Source organism: Arthrobacter sp. B0316-1-20, from assembly GCF_059091865.1.
In genome coordinates, this window is the sequence record NZ_JBNHHC010000007.1 from 232,457 (window position 1) to 249,648 (window position 17,192).

General features: G+C 66.8%; 20 protein-coding genes. 17 read left to right on the forward strand and 3 right to left on the reverse strand.

All coding sequences use genetic code 11. The annotated features are described in order from the left end of the window. The first annotated feature begins 37 nt into the window (after positions 1 to 37). The 10 genes from AC5RW2_RS14125 to AC5RW2_RS14170 all read left to right on the forward strand — a co-directional run bounded on the left by AC5RW2_RS14125 (position 38) and on the right by AC5RW2_RS14170 (position 10,031). On the forward strand, positions 38 to 2,374 hold the full coding sequence (locus AC5RW2_RS14125) for a HelD family protein (protein ID WP_493963254.1): 2,337 nt from the start codon (positions 38 to 40) through the stop codon (positions 2,372 to 2,374). Positions 2,375 to 2,896: 522 nt separating this feature from the next. Next, positions 2,897 to 3,373, forward strand: coding sequence for a MarR family winged helix-turn-helix transcriptional regulator (locus AC5RW2_RS14130; protein WP_493963255.1), 477 nt, complete (start codon positions 2,897 to 2,899; stop codon positions 3,371 to 3,373). Further along, the gene (locus AC5RW2_RS14135; protein WP_493963256.1) at positions 3,370 to 4,461 is read left to right on the forward strand and encodes a polyprenyl synthetase family protein; all 1,092 of its coding nucleotides are present in this window, start codon (positions 3,370 to 3,372) and stop codon (positions 4,459 to 4,461) included. The genes AC5RW2_RS14130 and AC5RW2_RS14135 overlap by 4 nt, the downstream gene beginning before the upstream one ends. 5 nt (positions 4,462 to 4,466) lie before the next feature. Further along, on the forward strand, positions 4,467 to 5,351 hold the full coding sequence (locus AC5RW2_RS14140) for a phytoene/squalene synthase family protein (protein ID WP_493950968.1): 885 nt from the start codon (positions 4,467 to 4,469) through the stop codon (positions 5,349 to 5,351). A 47-nt stretch (positions 5,352 to 5,398) separates the two neighbouring features. After that, positions 5,399 to 7,018, forward strand: coding sequence for a phytoene desaturase family protein (gene crtI, locus AC5RW2_RS14145; RefSeq protein WP_493963488.1), 1,620 nt, complete (start codon positions 5,399 to 5,401; stop codon positions 7,016 to 7,018). After that, on the forward strand, positions 7,015 to 7,395 hold the full coding sequence (locus tag AC5RW2_RS14150) for a lycopene cyclase domain-containing protein (protein ID WP_493963257.1): 381 nt from the start codon (positions 7,015 to 7,017) through the stop codon (positions 7,393 to 7,395). The genes crtI and AC5RW2_RS14150 overlap by 4 nt, the downstream gene beginning before the upstream one ends. Beyond that, positions 7,392 to 7,739: a lycopene cyclase domain-containing protein gene (locus AC5RW2_RS14155; protein ID WP_493963258.1), complete on the forward strand. Its 348-nt coding sequence runs from the start codon at positions 7,392 to 7,394 to the stop codon at positions 7,737 to 7,739. Before AC5RW2_RS14150 ends, AC5RW2_RS14155 begins: the two co-directional genes overlap by 4 nt. Next, the gene (locus tag AC5RW2_RS14160) at positions 7,736 to 8,593 is read left to right on the forward strand and encodes a prenyltransferase (RefSeq protein ID WP_493963259.1); all 858 of its coding nucleotides are present in this window, start codon (positions 7,736 to 7,738) and stop codon (positions 8,591 to 8,593) included. Before AC5RW2_RS14155 ends, AC5RW2_RS14160 begins: the two co-directional genes overlap by 4 nt. Further along, positions 8,590 to 9,246: a DUF2238 domain-containing protein gene (locus AC5RW2_RS14165; protein ID WP_493963260.1), complete on the forward strand. Its 657-nt coding sequence runs from the start codon at positions 8,590 to 8,592 to the stop codon at positions 9,244 to 9,246. Before AC5RW2_RS14160 ends, AC5RW2_RS14165 begins: the two co-directional genes overlap by 4 nt. Further along, positions 9,243 to 10,031 carry a glycosyltransferase family 2 protein gene (locus AC5RW2_RS14170; RefSeq protein ID WP_493963261.1) on the forward strand — a complete coding sequence of 263 codons (789 nt, stop codon included), beginning with the start codon at positions 9,243 to 9,245 and terminating at the stop codon, positions 10,029 to 10,031. The genes AC5RW2_RS14165 and AC5RW2_RS14170 overlap by 4 nt, the downstream gene beginning before the upstream one ends. A 15-nt stretch (positions 10,032 to 10,046) precedes the next feature. Here AC5RW2_RS14170 and AC5RW2_RS14175 read toward each other — a convergent pair whose 3' ends face one another. Then, the gene (locus AC5RW2_RS14175) at positions 10,047 to 10,370 is read right to left on the reverse strand and encodes a GYD domain-containing protein (RefSeq protein ID WP_493963262.1); all 324 of its coding nucleotides are present in this window, start codon (positions 10,368 to 10,370) and stop codon (positions 10,047 to 10,049) included. A 342-nt stretch (positions 10,371 to 10,712) separates the two neighbouring features. Then, the gene (locus AC5RW2_RS14180; RefSeq protein WP_493963263.1) at positions 10,713 to 11,495 is read right to left on the reverse strand and encodes a FadR/GntR family transcriptional regulator; all 783 of its coding nucleotides are present in this window, start codon (positions 11,493 to 11,495) and stop codon (positions 10,713 to 10,715) included. A 96-nt stretch (positions 11,496 to 11,591) separates the two neighbouring features. On the opposite strand from AC5RW2_RS14180, the gene AC5RW2_RS14185 reads away from it, so the two are divergent. The 4 genes from AC5RW2_RS14185 to AC5RW2_RS14200 all read left to right on the forward strand — a co-directional run bounded on the left by AC5RW2_RS14185 (position 11,592) and on the right by AC5RW2_RS14200 (position 15,244). After that, complete coding sequence (locus AC5RW2_RS14185; protein ID WP_493963264.1) at positions 11,592 to 12,470, forward strand: carbon-nitrogen hydrolase family protein; 879 nt, start codon at positions 11,592 to 11,594, stop codon at positions 12,468 to 12,470. Positions 12,471 to 12,486: 16 nt separating this feature from the next. Beyond that, entirely contained in the window at positions 12,487 to 13,824 is a 1,338-nt protein-coding gene (locus AC5RW2_RS14190; protein WP_493963489.1) for an APC family permease, read from the forward strand. A gap of 25 nt (positions 13,825 to 13,849) precedes the next feature. Then, the gene (locus AC5RW2_RS14195; RefSeq protein ID WP_493963265.1) at positions 13,850 to 14,632 is read left to right on the forward strand and encodes a carbon-nitrogen hydrolase family protein; all 783 of its coding nucleotides are present in this window, start codon (positions 13,850 to 13,852) and stop codon (positions 14,630 to 14,632) included. A gap of 378 nt (positions 14,633 to 15,010) precedes the next feature. Next, on the forward strand, positions 15,011 to 15,244 hold the full coding sequence (locus AC5RW2_RS14200) for a hypothetical protein (protein WP_493963266.1): 234 nt from the start codon (positions 15,011 to 15,013) through the stop codon (positions 15,242 to 15,244). A gap of 64 nt (positions 15,245 to 15,308) precedes the next feature. On the opposite strand, the gene AC5RW2_RS14205 is transcribed toward AC5RW2_RS14200, so the two are convergent. Beyond that, the gene (locus AC5RW2_RS14205) at positions 15,309 to 15,617 is read right to left on the reverse strand and encodes a MerR family transcriptional regulator (protein WP_493963267.1); all 309 of its coding nucleotides are present in this window, start codon (positions 15,615 to 15,617) and stop codon (positions 15,309 to 15,311) included. 113 nt (positions 15,618 to 15,730) lie between these two features. Here AC5RW2_RS14205 and AC5RW2_RS14210 point away from each other — a divergent pair, with 113 nt between their 5' ends. The 3 genes from AC5RW2_RS14210 (at position 15,731) to AC5RW2_RS14220 (ending at position 17,181) form a co-directional block, all read left to right on the forward strand. Next, positions 15,731 to 16,153: an Hsp20/alpha crystallin family protein gene (locus AC5RW2_RS14210; RefSeq protein ID WP_493950960.1), complete on the forward strand. Its 423-nt coding sequence runs from the start codon at positions 15,731 to 15,733 to the stop codon at positions 16,151 to 16,153. Positions 16,154 to 16,274: 121 nt separating this feature from the next. Further along, positions 16,275 to 16,775: a J domain-containing protein gene (locus AC5RW2_RS14215; RefSeq protein WP_493963268.1), complete on the forward strand. Its 501-nt coding sequence runs from the start codon at positions 16,275 to 16,277 to the stop codon at positions 16,773 to 16,775. Between the two features lie 10 nt (positions 16,776 to 16,785). Beyond that, the gene (locus AC5RW2_RS14220; RefSeq protein ID WP_493950958.1) at positions 16,786 to 17,181 is read left to right on the forward strand and encodes a hypothetical protein; all 396 of its coding nucleotides are present in this window, start codon (positions 16,786 to 16,788) and stop codon (positions 17,179 to 17,181) included. Positions 17,182 to 17,192: the final 11 nt, after the last annotated feature.

Here is a 17,192-nt window from a genome sequence, read left to right on the forward strand (position 1 = left end):
GGGCCAGGCAACGAGGCTTGGCATATCAGGAGAAAAAGTGTCGGTTGGGGAAATGGCGTCAAACGGTAGCAAGTCGGAAGAGCTGCAGCGAGAGCAAAAGTATTTCGACTCTGCCAGAGATTCCAGAGAAAGTGCTGCCGCTGGTTGGGGTGCAGACAATTGGTCCGCCGGTACGGCATTCGAGCGTCGAGCGTTTAAGCGCGCTATTGAAAACCGTCCGAAGCATTCACCGGACGATGAGGTCGCGTTCGGCCGTATCGATCTGGACGACGGGGAGACCTACTACATCGGTAAAGCGCCGATCTTCGATGCAAACCGGAATCTCTTGGTTGTGAACTGGCAAGCACCTCTTGCCGCTGTCTACAATCAAGCAACGGCAAGGGACCCGCAGGGTGTGCTGCGGCGGAGAAAGTTCGATGCGCCGAAGAACCGTATTAAGGATTTTGAAGACACGGTCTTCAAGGAGCTAGCGGCTGCGGTAGCCGAGCTGGAAGGCTGGGAAGAGCCCGACGACGAGTTGCTGAACGCGCTCAATCGCAAACGAAGCGGCTCGATGCAGGACATCGTCAAGACCATCCAAGCTGCTCAGGACAAAATCGTCCGTGCCGACAAGGACCAACTGCTCATCGTGCAGGGCGGTCCCGGTACAGGGAAGACCGCCGTGGCCCTACACCGGGTGTCCTGGCTGCTTTTCAACTATCAGGAGGATATTAAGCCGGAGGATGTACTTGTAGTCGGACCCAACCCCACATTCACGAGGTACATCCGTCGCGTCCTTCCGGATCTCGGGGACAATGACGTCGTCCAGCGTTCGCTGCAGGAACTGTTGGGGCCGGGGCTCTCGCCTGCGGGGAAAGAGTCTGACGAAGTCGCGTCGCTGAAAGGCTCCGCGGTCATGGCCGATGTGCTGGCTGCTGCGCTCGTGGACCGGATCAAGGAGCCGCAGGAGCCGATCCGTATCCAGAGACGGGGCAGCGGCTTGAATGTTTCGATCCCCGCTGAACCGCTGGCTCAGCGAATCCGAGAGTTGAAGACCGAAATCTATCTCGACGGCCGCACCAAATTGCGTGACACGGTGATTAATTTCGCCCTTCAGGAGGTCCCAACGCGCGGCGTTCGCTCGCCGCAGGACCTGCTAGATCCGACATCGCTCAACGACGCAATCAACTCCATGTGGCCGCAGATGACTGCAGCACAGTTTGTCCGCGAACTCTTGGGCTCCAAGGACCGTCTGTTGAAGGCAGCAGGGACGCTGCTGCGAGCTTCCGACGTGGGGCTTCTGTATCGGCCCATGGCGAAGAAAATCGGGGAGGAGCCCTGGACTCTATCCGATCTTGCCCTGATGGATGAAGTATCAGAACTCATGCGTGGCGAATCGGAAATTTTCTCGCATATCGTCGTTGATGAGGCGCAGGATCTCTCGGAGATGCAGCTAATGGCCATCCGCCGCCGGTCCCGCAACGGATCCATGACTGTTGTTGGCGATATCGCCCAGTCGACGGGGCCCTACGCCACTGATTCGTGGGACAACGCCAAGCTCTTGTTGAAGTCGAACCTCTCCACAGAGGTGGTCGAACTCGAGCACGGCTACCGCGTGCCTTCCGAAGTCTTCGACGTTGCCCGGCCCGTTCTCGCCGCCGCTGCACCGGAAGTAAAGGCCCCGGAGATCATCCGTCAGGCAGGAGCAGAACCGGAGTTCAGTGAAGTTGATGGCGACGATGTGCCGTCCGAAGTGGCGAAAATCGTCACCCATCACAGTGGCAAGGGACGATTCGTCGGAGTCATTGCCGTCTCCGAGCAATGGCAGCCGATCCGAGACGCCTTCACCTATCAAGAAATCCAGTGGAGTGAATCAACCTCTGGGGACCTGAGCAACGCCATCAACCTGGTCACGCCCGAAGATTCAAAGGGCCTGGAGTTCGACGCGGTCATCGTCGTCGATCCTCAGACCATTCTCGACATGCACCATGGCGCGCGGATGCTGTACATCGCGTTGACTCGTACCACAACGCGCCTTGATGTTGTTTACCCAACGGGAGGGTTGCCGCACTTGCTGGGTGGACCTGGCAGGGAGAATGAGGTCGGCGACCTTCAGGACGATGAGTCCTCAGAATGGCAAGAAAAGCCGGTCGAGTACTATATGCACGTAAACCGCATACCGGAATGGCCGGACACAGCCAAACACCCGCTGCCCGCCTTCCAACAATTAGTTGAAGGCTCTTCCCAGCTGCAGCCACTCGAGCAGAAGGTAGTTGAAAGCACGGCACAGTTTCTTGCGGAACAGATAACTTCCAGCGTGCATCCTAAGCTCTTTGGCGCAGTTGTCTTGGAGCTTGCGCGCATCGTTCAGGGGCAAGCGTCGGGCAAAGACTAGTGCGAAGGGTTATCAGCACACCGACTGGCTGTAATTAACTGCAAGGGCCGAGCTGCCGCTGGGCCGTTGGAAAACTAGGATGCTGAAGAGCGCATAGAGGGGTGCAAGACCTTACCTAGTTGCTGCCGAACGCATGGATTCGTGGTTGGGTCCGTGCGTTGGGCCACGCGAAAGCATGGCTACCGTGGTTGGGGCTGTGCGATTAGCAGGAGGGCGCTGAATTCGTGGTTGGGTTCAGCGCCCTCCGTTCGATTTTTGAAGGGCAGTAGTCGGAGCGCTACGTGAAGTGCTTCCACGGTGGTATGGGGGAAGCGGTGGCACCCATCTCCGCCCGCGCTGCTGTGTACCCCCCCGGCTAGAAAATGAGAGGAAACTCGGGTCGCCACTCGCGAGGATCATCGCGCGGGAGTGCCCCAACGCTAGCTCGACAAACCCAGTTCCTTAGACCATCATGTAGCTAAACTTTCTGATGATCAGTGGGGTTGGGATTTGCGCGAGGGTGAAGGGCTGAGAAGGCCGGAGATGCATGACGCTTCCGTGTTGATGCGGAAGGTGTTGGTGCTCAACGACGTGGTGGAGTACCAGATGCGTCGAGCCATGGGGACTAACGAGACGGACTTCCAGGCCATGCAGCACCTGATGACCAAGGGACCGATGACGCCGTCGCAGTTGGCGGACGTCCTGCACATCACCACGGCCGCAGTAACCACTGTGGTGGACCGCTTGGTGCGGGCCGACCATGCCAGGCGGGTGCCGCATCCGTTGGACCGGCGGAGCATGTTGATTGAGCCGAAGCCCCATGCGGCCGGGCAGGTGATGTCCAAGCTGATGCCGATGATCCGGCAGACTGATCAGCTAGTCCGGGACATGGAGCCTGCACAGCAGGAAGCGGTGGTGACGTATCTGGCCGGCGTGGTGCAAGCTATGGAGCAACGCATTGCAGAGCTGGAGGGGGAGCAGCACAGCGTCCCCCAACTCGCCGGGAAGGGTCCGCCATGACCGTCAACGCCACCAGGTGGAAGCCCGCCCCGCGGTCGTCAAGCAATGGCAGTTGGAAACGGTTCGGCTCACAGGTCGATGCTGAACTGCATGCCTTTGTGGACGGGAACCGGGCCAGGGCCGGCAGGATCTCGCGGTCCTTCCCCTTGATGTGGAATCACATCGAGTCGGCGTTGAAGGGCGGAAAGCGGCTGCGCCCCAGAATGGTGCACCTGGCCTACGCAGCCTTTGACGGCGAGGATCCCGGCCGCTGCGCGAAGATGGCGGCCGCGTTCGAGCTGCTGCATACCGCCTTGGTAGTGCACGACGACGTGATTGACCGCGACTTCGTCCGACGCGGGCAGCCCACCATCGGCGCCCACTACCGAGACCACGCCTTAGATCAGGGGCTGTCCACGCCGGACGCGGAGCACTTCGGGCACTCGGCGTCGATCATCGCCGGCGACCTGCTGCTCGCCGGGGCGCTGCGGCTGGCCGGCCGCGCAGCAGCCGGACTGCCCGAGGCCGAAGCGCTGGTCGACACCGTGCGCGATGCCGTTTTCGCGTCCGCCGCCGGCGAGCTGGAGGACGTGCTGTTCTCCGCCTCCACGGACCGTCCTGATCTGCAGGACGTGCTGGACATGGAGAGCTTAAAGACGGCCGGCTATTCCTTCGAGGCCCCCTTGAAGGCCGGGGCGTTGCTGGCGGGGGCCGGGCTGGATCAGGCGGAGGCGCTTGCCGCGATTGGCCAGCGCATCGGCGTCGCCTACCAGATTGTGGACGACGTCCTGGGGACCTTCGGCGAACCTGACACCACCGGCAAGTCGGCTGAATCCGATCTGCGCGAAGGCAAGCGCACTGTGCTGACAGCCTTTGCCGCAGAGGCCGACGGGTTCGATGACTTGCTGGCCGCTTTCCGTAGGGGAGACGTGGAAGCGGACCAGGTGCGGTCGGCGCTCAAGGACTGCGGCGCAGATGTCCGGGCCCAAGAGCTCGCCCGCAACCTGGTGGACGAGGCGCTGCAGGAATCCCACAGGCTGCCGCTGCATTCCGCCGCCCGGACCGAGCTCGAACGGGTCTGCATGCACGTGCTGACCAGAGGGAAGTAGGGGCCATGGAACTGAACCCGCTGCTCCGCTATACCGACGCAGCCGGCCGCAGCGCCGGCGTCGTGCTCTCCGCCTATTCCACCTCCTTTGGCCTGGCGTGCAGACTGCTGGGCCCGGAGGGGCGGCGGGATATCGCCAGCATCTACGCCCTGGTCCGCGTGGCCGACGAGGCGGTGGACGGTGCAGCGGCCGCGGCCGGACTGGACGCAGCGGCAGTCCGGGAGCAGCTGGACCGGCTGGAACGGGAAACCGAGACGGCGATGCTCTCCGGATATAGCACCAACATGGTGGTCCACGCGTTCGCTGGAACCGCCCGCCGCAGCGGCATCGGCACCGACCTGACTCGCCCGTTCTTCGCCTCCATGCGCGCCGACATCACCGTGGCCGAACATACCGACGATTCGCTGGAGGAATACATCTACGGCTCGGCCGAGGTGGTGGGCCTGATGTGCCTGCGGGTGTTCCAGTCGATGCCCGGCTCGGTTCCCGGCCGCGACGAGGAACTTGCGGCCGCCGCACGCCGGCTGGGCGCGGCATTCCAGAAAGTAAACTTCCTGCGCGACCTGGCGGCGGACAACCTGGAGCTGGGTCGCAGCTACTTCCCGCGGGCGAATGCAGGCAACTTCGACGAGGCGCTCAAGCTGAAGCTGGTGGCCGAGATCCGCGAAGATCTGGAAGCAGCCCGGCAGGGCATCCCGTTGCTCCCGCCCGGCGCCTGCAGCGCCGTGGAACTGGCCCATGCGCTGTTCACTGCGCTGGTGAACCGGCTGGAACGGGTTCCGGCGGACGAGCTGCTGTCCCGGCGGGTCCGGGTGGGCACGCCGCAGAAGGCGACGATTGCGCTGCGGGTCCTGGCCCGGCAGCGGCTGCGCGGACGGAGCGTTGCCTGATGAGCCTGACCTCGTTCAAGCACCGGTTGGCCGCGCGCCGGGTGAAGATGGGGCCGGCCGCGCCGCCGCGCGGCTCGGCCGAGAAGCCCGTGGTGGTGATCGGCGGCGGCATCTCCGGGCTGGCGACGGCCGGGCTGCTGGCCAAGGCCGGACACCGAGTGACCTTGCTGGAGCAGCGCTCCGGCCTGGGCGGCCGCTCCGGGCGGTACGAGCGCGACGGCTTCCGCTTCGACACCGGCCCGTCCTGGTACCTGATGCCCGAGGTGGTCGACCACTGGTTCCGGCTGATGGGCACCAGCGCCGCCGACCAGCTGGACCTGGTGAAACTGGACCCGGCCTACCGGACCTGGTTCGAGGGGCACCCGGAGGTGGCCGAGGTCCGCTCCGGCCGCGAGCACGCCGTGGGGCTGTTCGAGCAGCTGCAGCCGGGCTCCGGGCCGCTGCTGCGCCGCTATTTGGACGAGGCCGCGGAAACCTACCGGCTGGCCAAGGAGCACTTCCTGTACGACGATTTCGCCAGCTTCCGCGGGCTGGCCCACCCGCAGGTGCTGCGCCGGGCGCCGCGGCTGGCCAAGCTGCTGGGCTGGAGCCTGGACCGCTACGTCCGCGAGCGGTTCGCCGAGCCGCGGCAACAGCAGGTGCTGGGCTACCCGGCAGTGTTCCTGGGCACCAGCCCGTTCCGCGCCCCGGCGATGTATCACCTGATGAGCCACCTGGACCTGGACGACGGCGTGTACTACCCGATGGGCGGGTTCGCCGCGCTGGTCGATGCGATGGAACGGCTGGCCCGCGCGGCCGGCGTCCGGATCGAAACCCGGGCCACCGTCCGCCGGATCATCACCGGGCCCGCCGGCGACAAGGCCCGCTGCGAGGCGGTGGTGTGGACCGACGCCGAGGGAGCCCAGCAGCGGACGCCGGCGCGCACCGTCGTCGCCGCCGCGGACCTGCACCACGTGGAGACCGAACTGCTGCCGGCGCAGCTGCGCAGCCACCCGGAGCCGGTATGGCGGCGCCGCGACCCGGGGCCCAGCGCAGTGCTGGTCTGCCTGGGCGTGCGCGGCAAGCTGCCGGAGCTGGCACACCACAACCTGCTGTTCACCCGGGACTGGAAGGACAACTTCGGCCGGATCCAGGCCGGCCGCGCGCTGGCGCAGGAAACCTCCATTTATGTGTGCAAGCCCAGCGCTACCGACGACGGTGTGGCACCCGAGGGGGACGAGAACCTGTTCATCCTGGTGCCCACCCCGGCGGCGCCGGCCTGGGGATCCGGCGGCGACGACGGCGAAGGCTCGGTTATCGTGGAGTCCGTCGCCGACGCGGCCATCAACCAGCTGGCCGCGTGGAGCGGGATCGCCAACCTGCGCGGCCGGATTGCGGTCCGCCGCACCTACGGCCCCGCGGACTTTGTGGACGGCTTCAACGCCTGGCGCGGCAGCGCGCTCGGGGCGGCACACACGCTGCGGCAGAGCGCGTTCCTGCGGCCGGGCAACCGGAGCAGCAAAGTGGAAGGGCTGCATTACGTGGGCAGCTCGGTGCGGCCGGGGATCGGCGTACCGATGTGCCTGATCAGCGCCGAACTGGTGCTCAAGGCGGTGCAGGGGATCAAGAGGCCTGGAGCGTTGCCGGAGCCCGAACTGGCAGCGGATACCGCGGGGAGCAGCACATGATCTACCTCGCCGTCCTCGTGGCGCTGCTGGGCTGCATGGCCCTGCTGGACGCCCGCTACAAGCTGTTCTTCTTCGCCCGCCCGCTGGCCGCCACCATCACCATGGCCGTGGGGCTGGCCTACTTCCTGGCCTGGGACGTCTGGGCCATCACGCTGGGCATCTTCCTGCACCGGGACTCGCCGCTGATGACCGGCATCATGCTCGGCCCGCAGCTGCCGCTGGAGGAAGCCTTCTTCCTGGCCTTCCTCTGCTACCAGACCATGATCCTGTTCACCGGGCTGCTGGCCTGGGGCAGGCACCGGCGCGCAGTCCGCCGCCCCGACACACAGCAACTGGCGGAGCACGACGGCGGCCCGAAGGCAGGACGTGCGGCATGAGCTTTGTGGAGCTGAACTGGATTTTCCTCGGCTTGGCCATCGCCGTGGTGGTAGCCGCGTTGCTGGCCCGACGGGTGCCTCGAGGAGCCGCAGCGGCCGCCGGCCTGACCATCGCCGCCCTGTGGGTGCTGACCGCGGTGTTCGACAACGTGATGATTGCCGCCGGGCTGTTCGATTACGGCGGCCATGCGCTGGCCGGGCTGCGGATCGGGCTGGCCCCGATCGAGGACTTCGCCTATCCGTTGGGTGCCGCACTGCTGTTGCCCGCGGTCTGGCTGCTGCTCACCGGTGGCCCCCGCCGTCGTCGTTCTGGCACAGCCGGCAGGGGAGGGGAGCACCGGTGATCCGCGAACTGGTGATCACGTCCCGGCCGGTGTCCTGGGTCAACACCGCGTACCCGTTCGCCGCCGCCTACCTGCTGGCCGCAGGCCGGATCGACTGGCTGCTGGTGGTGGGCACCATCTTCTTCCTGGTCCCGTACAACCTGACCATGTACGGCATCAACGACGTGTTCGACTATGAATCCGACCTGCTCAACCCGCGCAAGGGCGGGGCCGAGGGCGCCGTGGTCGACAAGGCCCGGCACCGCGCCATCCTGCAGGCCTGCGCCATCGCCACCGTCCCATTCGTGGTGGTGCTGGCGCTGGCCGGCAGCGTGGCGTCCAACCTGGTGCTGCTGGTCTCGCTGGCGGCGGTGTACGCGTACAGTGCGCCGGGGCTGCGCTTCAAGGAACGGCCGTTCCTGGACTCGATGACCTCCAGCACGCACTTCGTCTCGCCCGCGGTCTTCGGGCTGGTGCTGGCCGGAGCCCAGTTCACGCCCGGGCTGTGGGCGCTGCTGGCCGCCTACTTCCTCTGGGGCATGGCCAGCCACGCGTTCGGCGCGGTGCAGGACGTGGTCCCGGACCGCGAGGCCGGGCTGGGCTCGATCGCCACCGTCCTCGGCGCGCGCCGCACGGTGCTGGCCTCCGCCGCTGCCTATGCCGCCGCGGGCCTGCTGATGCTGGCCACCGACTGGCCCGGACCGCTGGCGGCCCTGCTGGTGCTGCCGTATCTGGTCAACGTGCTGCGGTTCGTCCGGATTGACGACGCCGGATCGGCCGCAGCAAACGCTGGCTGGAAGCGCTTCCTCTGGCTGAACTACGTGGTGGGATTCCTGGTCACCATGCTGCTGATCTGGTACGCGGGGATCCGGTGAGAGCGCCGGGCAAGCGGCCCGGTCCGGCGCAGGACCGGTGGTATCCGGCCGACGCAGGCCGGCTGCTCGGCGCGGTGCTGGTGCCGGTTGCCTGGCTGGCCGCGGGCTGGCCGGCGGCCGCCGCCATGGTCCTGGTGGTCGGCGGGCAGTGGCTGCTGCGCTGGTACCTGCTGGGCCGGTCCGCCGATGCGGTGGGCCAGCTGGTGCTGCTGGCGGCCGGGTGGTTCAGCGTGGTGGGCCTCTACCATCGGGTGTCCTGGCTGGATGCGGTGATGCACGTGCTGGCCAGCCTGGTGGTGGCGCTGCTGGTGGCGGAATTGTTGCGGGCGGAGTTGCAGGTTCCCCAACTGCCGCGGGCGGTGGTGCTGGTCTGCGCGACGGTAACGCTGGGCGTGCTGTGGGAATTGGGGGAGTGGCTGGGCCATACATTCGTCACCCCGGAGATCGGCGTGGGCTACGACGACACCATCGGCGACCTGGCCGCCAACCTTGTCGGGGCCGTGCTGGGCACCGCCGTCGCACTTCACGCCGGGCGCACGCCGTATGGCAACGGGCACCGGCGGCCCAGCCGCAACGGGCTCAGCCATGGCGGGCGCCGTCGTGATGTTGCGGTTGCCGCGGGGCTGGCCACCGGTCACCGGGGCACACGGTGAACGCGCTGCCGGGAGCCGGCGGGGGCCGGCCGCACGGCGGGCCGTCCCTGTCCGTGGTGATTCCGGTGCTGGACGACGCCGCTGCGCTCGCCGACTGCCTGGCGCTGTTGGCACGGCAGACATGTCCCGCGGACGAAATCATTATGGTGGACAATGGCTGCTCGGATGCCTCGGCACAGGTGGCCCGCGACGCCGGCGCGCGGGTGGTCACCGAACCGCGGCGCGGCATCCCGGCCGCGGCCGCCGCGGGCTACGATGCGGCCGCAGGCGAGGTGATTGTCCGCTGCGACGCCGATACCCGCCCGCCGGAGGACTGGCTGGCCCGGATCAGCGCAGCCTTCGCCGACCCCGGCCTGGATGCGCTGACCGGCCCGGGCCGGTTCTACGACCTGCCACGCCCGGTGGCTTGGCTGGCGTCCGCCGCCTATTCGTCCGGCTACCGCTTCGGCGTCGGTGCCGGGTTGGCGGGCACTCCGGTGTGGGGGTCCAACTTCGCCATGCGCCGCACCGCCTGGCAGCGGTGTGCAGCGGGCGTCCATCGCCACCGGGCGGGAATCCACGACGACCTGGACCTGAGCTTCCAGTTGGCACCGTGGGCGACCGTCCGGTTTGACCGGCGACTGCGCGTCGGAGCGGCGGGCCGCATCTTCACCGTCCCCGGCGCCTTTGCCCGGTGCTTCCGCTGGGCCTTCGCCACGTTGAGGTTAAACTGGGCGGTGCAGTCCGCCGGGCAGCGCTGGCTGGAACGGGTCACCGGTCGGCGGCCTGCTATTAGGCGGAGGTGAGTTTCGGAAATCGCCCTATTGCTGTCCGGGCGCGCGGTAGGACGGTGTCTTGTCCGCCGCCGCGTCGAGATCTTCGGGTGTCATCAGCGGGGTCAGGCGCAAGTCCACCGCACCGCTGGCATTGATCATCATGGACAGTGCGGCGGCGCTGGGCTGGTCCGGTATGTCAAAGACACCAACGACGTCGGTCTCCCCGAAGGCGTAGTAGATGCATTCCAGCGAGCCTCCCACCGACTCCAAGGCTTGGACCACAGCCTCCCGTCGCTTGGATCCGCCTTCCTGCATCAGGCCTTTGATTCCCTCGCCCACATACTTTCCCTGGAACAAGTACTTGGTCATGGCAGCTTCCTGTTCTGCTCTTCCAGAACGCGGCCCCCCGTCCAAACAGGTCGGACGCCCTAGGGCAAAGGTCCCGGAGGTTTCCCCGATTGGGGCTGCGGGCGCGAGTATAGGCCTGCACGAAAGAAGCTGGCAATGGCCTCGATTATGCGCTGGCCGGGAGCAGGGAGCCCGCTACCCGGGGCGACCAACCGACCAGCGGTGGCTGGAACGGGTTACCGGTCGGCGGCCGCTTCTTGGCGGACTTGAGTTTCAGCTGCACTCCGGGCAGCAACTCCCGCGACAGACCTTCGGCGGAGAGGGGCAGGGCTTCTGCGAGGGTCCTGCCGGGTCGTTCATCATCTACCCGGCCAGCCCCATAAACATTGTCCGATGCAGGATCTCCACATGCCGGTGGGACACGTCCACCGCTGCGGCCACGTCGCCGGCCCGCAGCGCGGACACCAGCGCAATATGGTCCCGGTTGGACTGGCGCAGAAGCTCGATCGGGTACGGAATGAAGTAGCAGTAAAGCTCGGCCAGGGTCTCGTTGTAGGCCTCCACCGCGCTGCCCAGTCCCGAGGACGCGGCAATCAGCCGGTGGAACCGCTCGTCCGCCTGGTGATAGTCGGACCAGTTCGTTGATCCCGCCATTTCGCCGGTAAGCCGCTCGAGTTCGTCGAGCTGCCCGGCTGTCGCATTCGCCGCGGCGTAGTGCGTTACGGCGCACTCGAACAGCAGACGCCGGTCCACCAGACGGTGGACCGCTTGGGATTCGGCCGGGGACGCGGCAAGCTCCTGCAGCACGTCCTGCGGCGGTTCGTCCGCGACAAATGTTCCGCCGCCGCGGCCGCGCCGACGCACCACGACGCCCTGCTCGGCGAGGCTGGCCATCGCCCGGCGGGCGGTGATCGGACTGACGGACAGGCCCAACGCAACGTCGCGCTGGTCCGGCAGCCGCTCACCCGGCTTCAGCAGCCCCAGCGAAATGGCCATGCCGATGCGCAGCCGCACCGCCTCGATGGCGCTGCGCCGGTCGATGCCGGTTAGGGCAGCCGCCTCGATGGCCGTGGCACGGCCGAGCACGGAGGGTTCCGCTCCGGGCGGCGCGGAGGCTCCGGCACGGCCCGCAAGGTCACTGGTCATACCCGCCACTTTACGGCCCAAGAGTCCCCCCTTTCGTAATTAGCTCAATATGATCTAATATGACACAAGCCACACCGAATACCCTGGAGATATACCGTGCAACGCATCCTGCCCCTCGTCGCAGCCCAGGCCGCACCGCGCCTGATCGGCGAACCAGTCTCGGCGTTTGCCGCCGAGGTTGGCGCTGCCGTCGAGCACCAGCCCCACACCCGGCTGGTCGTCTTCCCGGAGCTGCACCTCTTCGGCGACGGCAGCCCGGACCTGCAGCGCGCCGAGGCGCTGCAGGAATCCGCCGAGCCGCTGGACGGCCCGCGCGTAAAGGAGCTGCGGCAGTTGGCGGGCGACCTCGGCATCTGGCTGGTCCCCGGCAGCGTCTGTGAGCGCGGGCCCGAGGGGCAGCTCTTTAACACGCAGTTGGTCCTGTCGCCCGAAGGCGAGCTCGCGGCCTACTACCGCAAGATCTTCCCGTGGCGCCCGCACGAGCCGTATGACCCGGGCGACCGCTTCGCCACGGCCGATCTGGGTGGCATCGGCCGGGTTGGGCTGCACATCTGCTACGACGCCTGGTTCCCGGAGGTGACTCGCCAGCTGGCCTGGATGGGTGCCGAGGTCATCCTCAACGTCGTCAAGACCACGACGCCGGACCGCCGGCAGGAGCTCGTGCTCGCCCGGGCCAACGCCATTGTGAACCAGGTGTTCATGGTGAGCGTGAACTGCGCCGGCCCCACCGGGCAGGGCCGCAGCCTGATCGTCGATCCCGAGGGCAACGTCATTACAGAGGCGGACGACGACGCCCCGGCGCTGCTGGCCGCGGAACTGGACCTCGGCGTCGTCGAACGCGTCCGCGCGCACGGGACGGAGAACGTCAATCGCCCGTGGTCGCAGTTCAACCCGGGCGAGGCGCCCATTGAACTGCCCATCTACCAGGGCCGGATCGATCCGGCTTCCTGGACCCCTCAGGTCCCCAACCCCTAAGGAACCCTCGGTGACTATGCAACCGACCCTCACCCGCACGCTGAAGCTCCCCTCGCTGGTCCTGTTCGGGCTGGCCTACCTGACCCCGCTTATCGTGCTGGGGATCTTCGGCGTCATCGCCGAGGCCACCGGCGGCGCCTCGTCCTCCGCCTATCTGGTGGCGATGGTGGCGATGCTGTTCACCGCGCACAGCTACGGCCGGATGTCCGTCGCTTATCCGGTGGCCGGCTCCGCCTACACTTATGTGCGCAAGTCCATCGACCCGCGCGTGGGGTTCCTAGTGGGCTGGGCCATCCTGCTGGATTACCTGTTCCTGCCGATGGTGATCTGGCTGATCGGCGGCTCCTACCTGACCGCGCAGTTCCCGGCCGTGCCCATCGCGGCCTGGATTGTAGGATTCATCCTGATCACCACAGTGCTGAACATCCTGGGCATCAAGGTCGCGGACAAGGCTAACTATGTGCTGATGGCCTTCCAGTTGCTGGTGATCGTGCTCTTCGTGGCGCTGTCCATCGGTAGCGTGGTCTCCGCCTCCGGCGCCGGCGGTCTGGCCAGCCCGGCCCCGTTCTTTAACGACACCTCCAGCTTCGGCACCATCACCGCCGGTGCGGCCATCGCCGCCTACTCCTTCCTGGGCTTCGACGCTGTCACCACGCTGACCGAGGAGACCATTGAGCCGCGCAAGAACATGCCGCGGGCCATCATGCTCATCGCGCTAATCGGCGGCGGCATCTTCGTCGTGGTCTCGTACGTGACCCAGCTGGTGCACCCGGGCGGCGTGTTCGAGGACTCCGCCTCCGCGGCCAGCGCGATCGCCCTGACGATCGGCGGACAGCTCTTCGGTGCCGTCTTCCTAGCCGGGCTGGTGGCGGCGCAGTTCGCCTCCGGCCTCGCCGCCCAGGCCAGTGCCTCCCGGCTGCTGTATGCAATGGGCCGCGACTCGGTGCTGCCCAAGGCCTTGTTCGGCCGGCTGAACGCGAAGTTCCACACCCCTGTGGCGAACCTGATCGTCACCGGCGCGGTCGGGCTGATCGCGATCTTCCTGGACGTGGCCACCTCCACCTCCTTTATCAACTTCGGCGCCTTCACCGCGTTCACGCTGGTGAACCTGTCGGTCATCTTCTACTTTGTCCGGGAACGCCGGGCCGGACGGTCGCTGAACCCCATCAGCTACGTGGCGGTCCCAGTGGTCGGCGCGATCGTCTGCGCCTACCTGCTCTCCCGGTTGGACGGCCACGCGATTACGCTTGGCCTGTCCTGGCTAGTGCTGGGCATCGCGGTGCTGGCGGTCATCACCCGCGGATTCAAGACGGCGCCGCCGGAGATGACCGCGACGGAGAAAGCCGCGGTCTAAACAACAGCCGGGAGGAGGCGCACCCGTGCGGATTGCACTGGGCCAGCTGGAGTCAGGGACAGACATCGGGGCCAACCTCGCCGCCATCGACCGCTTTACCGCGGCGGCGGCCGGCGACGGTGCCCGGCTGGTCGCCTTTCCGGAATATGCCACCTACGAAAAGAAGGTGGTGGACGCGTCCTTTCCCCGGATCGCCGAACCGCTGGACGGGCCGGTCTGCACCTCGCTGGCCGGCATGGCCCGGCGCCACGGCATCGCACTGGTAGCCGGCGTCGTGGAGGCTTCCTGCGAACCGGACCGCGCCTACAATACGCTGATTGCTTTCGGGCCCGACGGAGGCCTGCTGGCTTCCTACCGAAAGATTCACCTCTTCGACGCGCAGGGTTTCGGCGAGTCCCGCTTCATCAGCCCTTCACCCACGACGACGCCGGTGGCCTTCGCGCTCGACGGCGTGCAGTTCGGGCTGATGACCTGCTACGACCTACGCTTTCCCGAGCTGGCCCGGGCGCTGGCCGGCGACGGCGCCGACGTGTTGCTGGTCTGCTCCTCCTGGGTGCCGGGCCGGCACAAGACCGAGCAGTGGCTGGCCCTGGCAGCGGCCCGAGCGATTGAAAACAGCGTCTACGTTGCCGGCGTCAGCCAGACCCCGCCAATCTCGGTAGGGCGCAGCGTGCTGGTTGACCCGATGGGCGCGATTCAGGCGGACCTGGGGCTGGAACCTGCAGTTGCCGCCGTCGACGTTTCTTTGGACGTGGTCGCAGAGGTGCGCCGCCAGTTCCCGATGTTACAGCAGCGGCGGCTGGGGTAGCCTTCCGGGGATCAGGCCTGATCGGCTTGTACAGGCTGCCGCCGCGTGCGGTCCGATGGCGCCGCTGAGAGTTAGACTGTGCGGTCGCGCTGGACCGGCCAACCACTCGCTGGGTGCCGGCGATGTTCACGGGCGCGTTCAATGCCTTCTCGGGCTTCCTAGACAGACGGAAAGGTCATGATTTCGGCCATCAGCGTTCCGTCGCCTTCCAGCATCAGTGCGCCGGGGCTGCGCTTCAAGGAGCGGCCGTTCCTGGCCTGATGACCTCCAGCACGCGCTTCGTCTCGCCGGCGGTCTTCGGGCTAGTGCTGGCCGGGGCGGAGTTCACGCCTGGGCTGTGGGCGCTGCCGGCCGCCTACTTCCTAGGGGGCATGGGGCATGGCAAGCCACGCGTTCGGTGCGGTGCAGGACTCCCGGACCGCGAGGCCGGGCTGGGCTCGATCGCCACCGGTGCTGGCCTCCGCCGCTGCCTATGCCGCCGCAGGCCTGCTGATGCTGGCCACCGACCGGTCCGGTCCGCTGGCGGCGCTGCTGGGGCTGCCTTGCTTGGTCAACGTGCTGCGCTTCGCCCGGTTGACGACGCCGGATCGGTCGCCGCGAACGCCGGCTTGATGCGCTTCCTCTGGCTGAACCATGTGACGAGCTGCCGCGGCCTCGGCTGGCGTCTGCCAACGCCTCAGCGGTCGGCGGCCCGCTTTTCGGCGGAATCGAGTTTCTGCTGCAGCACGGCGTTGTCCTCTTCCAGCGCCAGCACCTTGCCCACGCCGGCCAAATTCACGCCGTCCTCGACCAGCTCACCGATCCGGCGGAGCCGGTCCACGTCATCCTGGCTGTACCGGCGCGTGCCGCCTTCGGTCCGCTCCGGTTCCACCAGTCCTCGGCGCTCATAGAGACGCAGGGTCTGTTCGCCCACGCCCACCAGATCGCTGACCACGGAGATGCCGTAAACCCCCTTGTCCGCCTGCGGACGATTCTGCTCGACCACCAAAATTCCTCCCGAAATGGACTTGCGAACATCATACCGCAGAGTCATAATATCTATGCGCTCAGACATAGATTAAGTGAGCGCCGAAGCTAGAAGAACTGAAGGAGGCAGTCATGTTGATGAGAACTGATCCATTCCGTGAGCTGGACCGCCTGACCCAGCAGGTCTTCGGAAACCAGGCCCGCCCGGTGGCGATGCCGATGGATGCGTGGCGCGAGGGTGAGGAGTTCGTCGTCGAACTCGACCTGCCCGGCGTCGATCCGTCCACCATTGACCTGGATGTGGAACGGAACGTCCTGACGGTTGCCGCGGAACGTAAGTCCAAGATCGACGACGGCAAGGACGTGGTGGCCGCAGAACGGCCTAGCGGTACCTTTAGCCGCCAGCTGATCCTGGGCGACACGCTGGATACCGAGAAGGTCACGGCGAACTATGAGGCTGGCGTGCTGGCGCTGCGGATTCCTATCCGCGAGCAGGCCAAGCCGCGCAAGATCGAAATCAGCAGCGGAGACAAACAGCAGATGATCGACGCCTAGTCCATGCTGGTCCAGGCCGGTGGCGCCGTCCCTCCAGGGCGGAGCCGCCGGCCGCGCCGCTTGTCGGCACCGCTTTCACGCCCCGCAGTGGGCCGGCAGGGGGCCAGAGGGGAGGGGATTCATGAACGAGACCGATCTCTATGCTGTTCTGCAGGTTGCCCCGGACGCCAGCAGCGGGGATATCCGGCGCGCCTATCGGGCCTTGCTCCGCAGCCATCATCCGGACCTCAATCCCGACGGCGGTGGATCGGCTCAGCCTGACGCGGAGACCCACGCGGAGGAACGGGCGACGGCGGCGATCCTGCACGCCTACATGGTGCTGGGTGACGCCGAACGACGCGCGGACTACGACCGGAGCAGCTCCCGGCGCATCACGGCACGGCATAACCACGAGTCTGGGGAGCGCAGCGAGGCCGGCGCCGCCGAGGCCACGGAAGCAGGGGCCGCCGAGCGCGCACCGGCCGGGACGCAGCGGCGTCCGAACCGCAGCCCCTCGGTTCTCTCCGGCCGCCCGGTGTACCTGGGGTTCGACGACCCTCTCCCGCCGGATGCAGTCCGACTGGGTGAGCGGCCGCCGTCGTCTTCAGGGGAGTACCGCCGATGGATAGTTTTTGATCGCTAGAGGAGGACTAATGCCTGCTACCAGTTGGCGCCGCTACGACCATCACCTGTTTCCGGTGTTTCATGAGCGGTTCGAGGAGCGGTGGGGGCCGGGAACCGCTCCGTTCCTTGACCCCAGCGTTTTTGAGGAGGGCCAGCCGCGGCCTCGGGCCCAGTGGATCAACGTGGACACCGGCGCCGCCGCGGCAGTGGTTCCGGTCTGGGAAGACGACTCCGAGCACCGGTCCTTCGCCGTTTTCTACCTTCCGCCCGCCGGCGGAATCTGGGTGCTGCGCCCCGGGTTCACCGAGTACACAGAAAGCCTGCAAGACGGACCCGAACAGCTGGCCCTGCGCAACGACTCGTTCAAGAAGGCCGTGGCCCACGCGGAAGAATTCCTCTTCGGCCCGGAAAGCCCCCGACCCTAGACCGCGGACCG

Coding starts and splice junctions, on each gene's coding strand:
- AC5RW2_RS14135 (WP_493963256.1), top strand. CDS start 3,370: ATGACCGTCAACGCCACCAGGTGGAAGCCCGCCCCGCGGTCGTCAAGC.
- AC5RW2_RS14220 (WP_493950958.1), top strand. CDS start 16,786: ATGCCTGCTACCAGTTGGCGCCGCTACGACCATCACCTGTTTCCGGTG.
- AC5RW2_RS14180 (WP_493963263.1), bottom strand. CDS start 11,495: ATGACCAGTGACCTTGCGGGCCGTGCCGGAGCCTCCGCGCCGCCCGGA.
- AC5RW2_RS14175 (WP_493963262.1), bottom strand. CDS start 10,370: ATGACCAAGTACTTGTTCCAGGGAAAGTATGTGGGCGAGGGAATCAAA.
- AC5RW2_RS14140 (WP_493950968.1), top strand. CDS start 4,467: ATGGAACTGAACCCGCTGCTCCGCTATACCGACGCAGCCGGCCGCAGC.
- AC5RW2_RS14210 (WP_493950960.1), top strand. CDS start 15,731: ATGTTGATGAGAACTGATCCATTCCGTGAGCTGGACCGCCTGACCCAG.
- AC5RW2_RS14190 (WP_493963489.1), top strand. CDS start 12,487: ATGCAACCGACCCTCACCCGCACGCTGAAGCTCCCCTCGCTGGTCCTG.
- AC5RW2_RS14130 (WP_493963255.1), top strand. CDS start 2,897: ATGCATGACGCTTCCGTGTTGATGCGGAAGGTGTTGGTGCTCAACGAC.
- AC5RW2_RS14150 (WP_493963257.1), top strand. CDS start 7,015: ATGATCTACCTCGCCGTCCTCGTGGCGCTGCTGGGCTGCATGGCCCTG.
- crtI (WP_493963488.1), top strand. CDS start 5,399: ATGGGGCCGGCCGCGCCGCCGCGCGGCTCGGCCGAGAAGCCCGTGGTG.
- AC5RW2_RS14200 (WP_493963266.1), top strand. CDS start 15,011: ATGGCAAGCCACGCGTTCGGTGCGGTGCAGGACTCCCGGACCGCGAGG.
- AC5RW2_RS14155 (WP_493963258.1), top strand. CDS start 7,392: ATGAGCTTTGTGGAGCTGAACTGGATTTTCCTCGGCTTGGCCATCGCC.
- AC5RW2_RS14215 (WP_493963268.1), top strand. CDS start 16,275: ATGAACGAGACCGATCTCTATGCTGTTCTGCAGGTTGCCCCGGACGCC.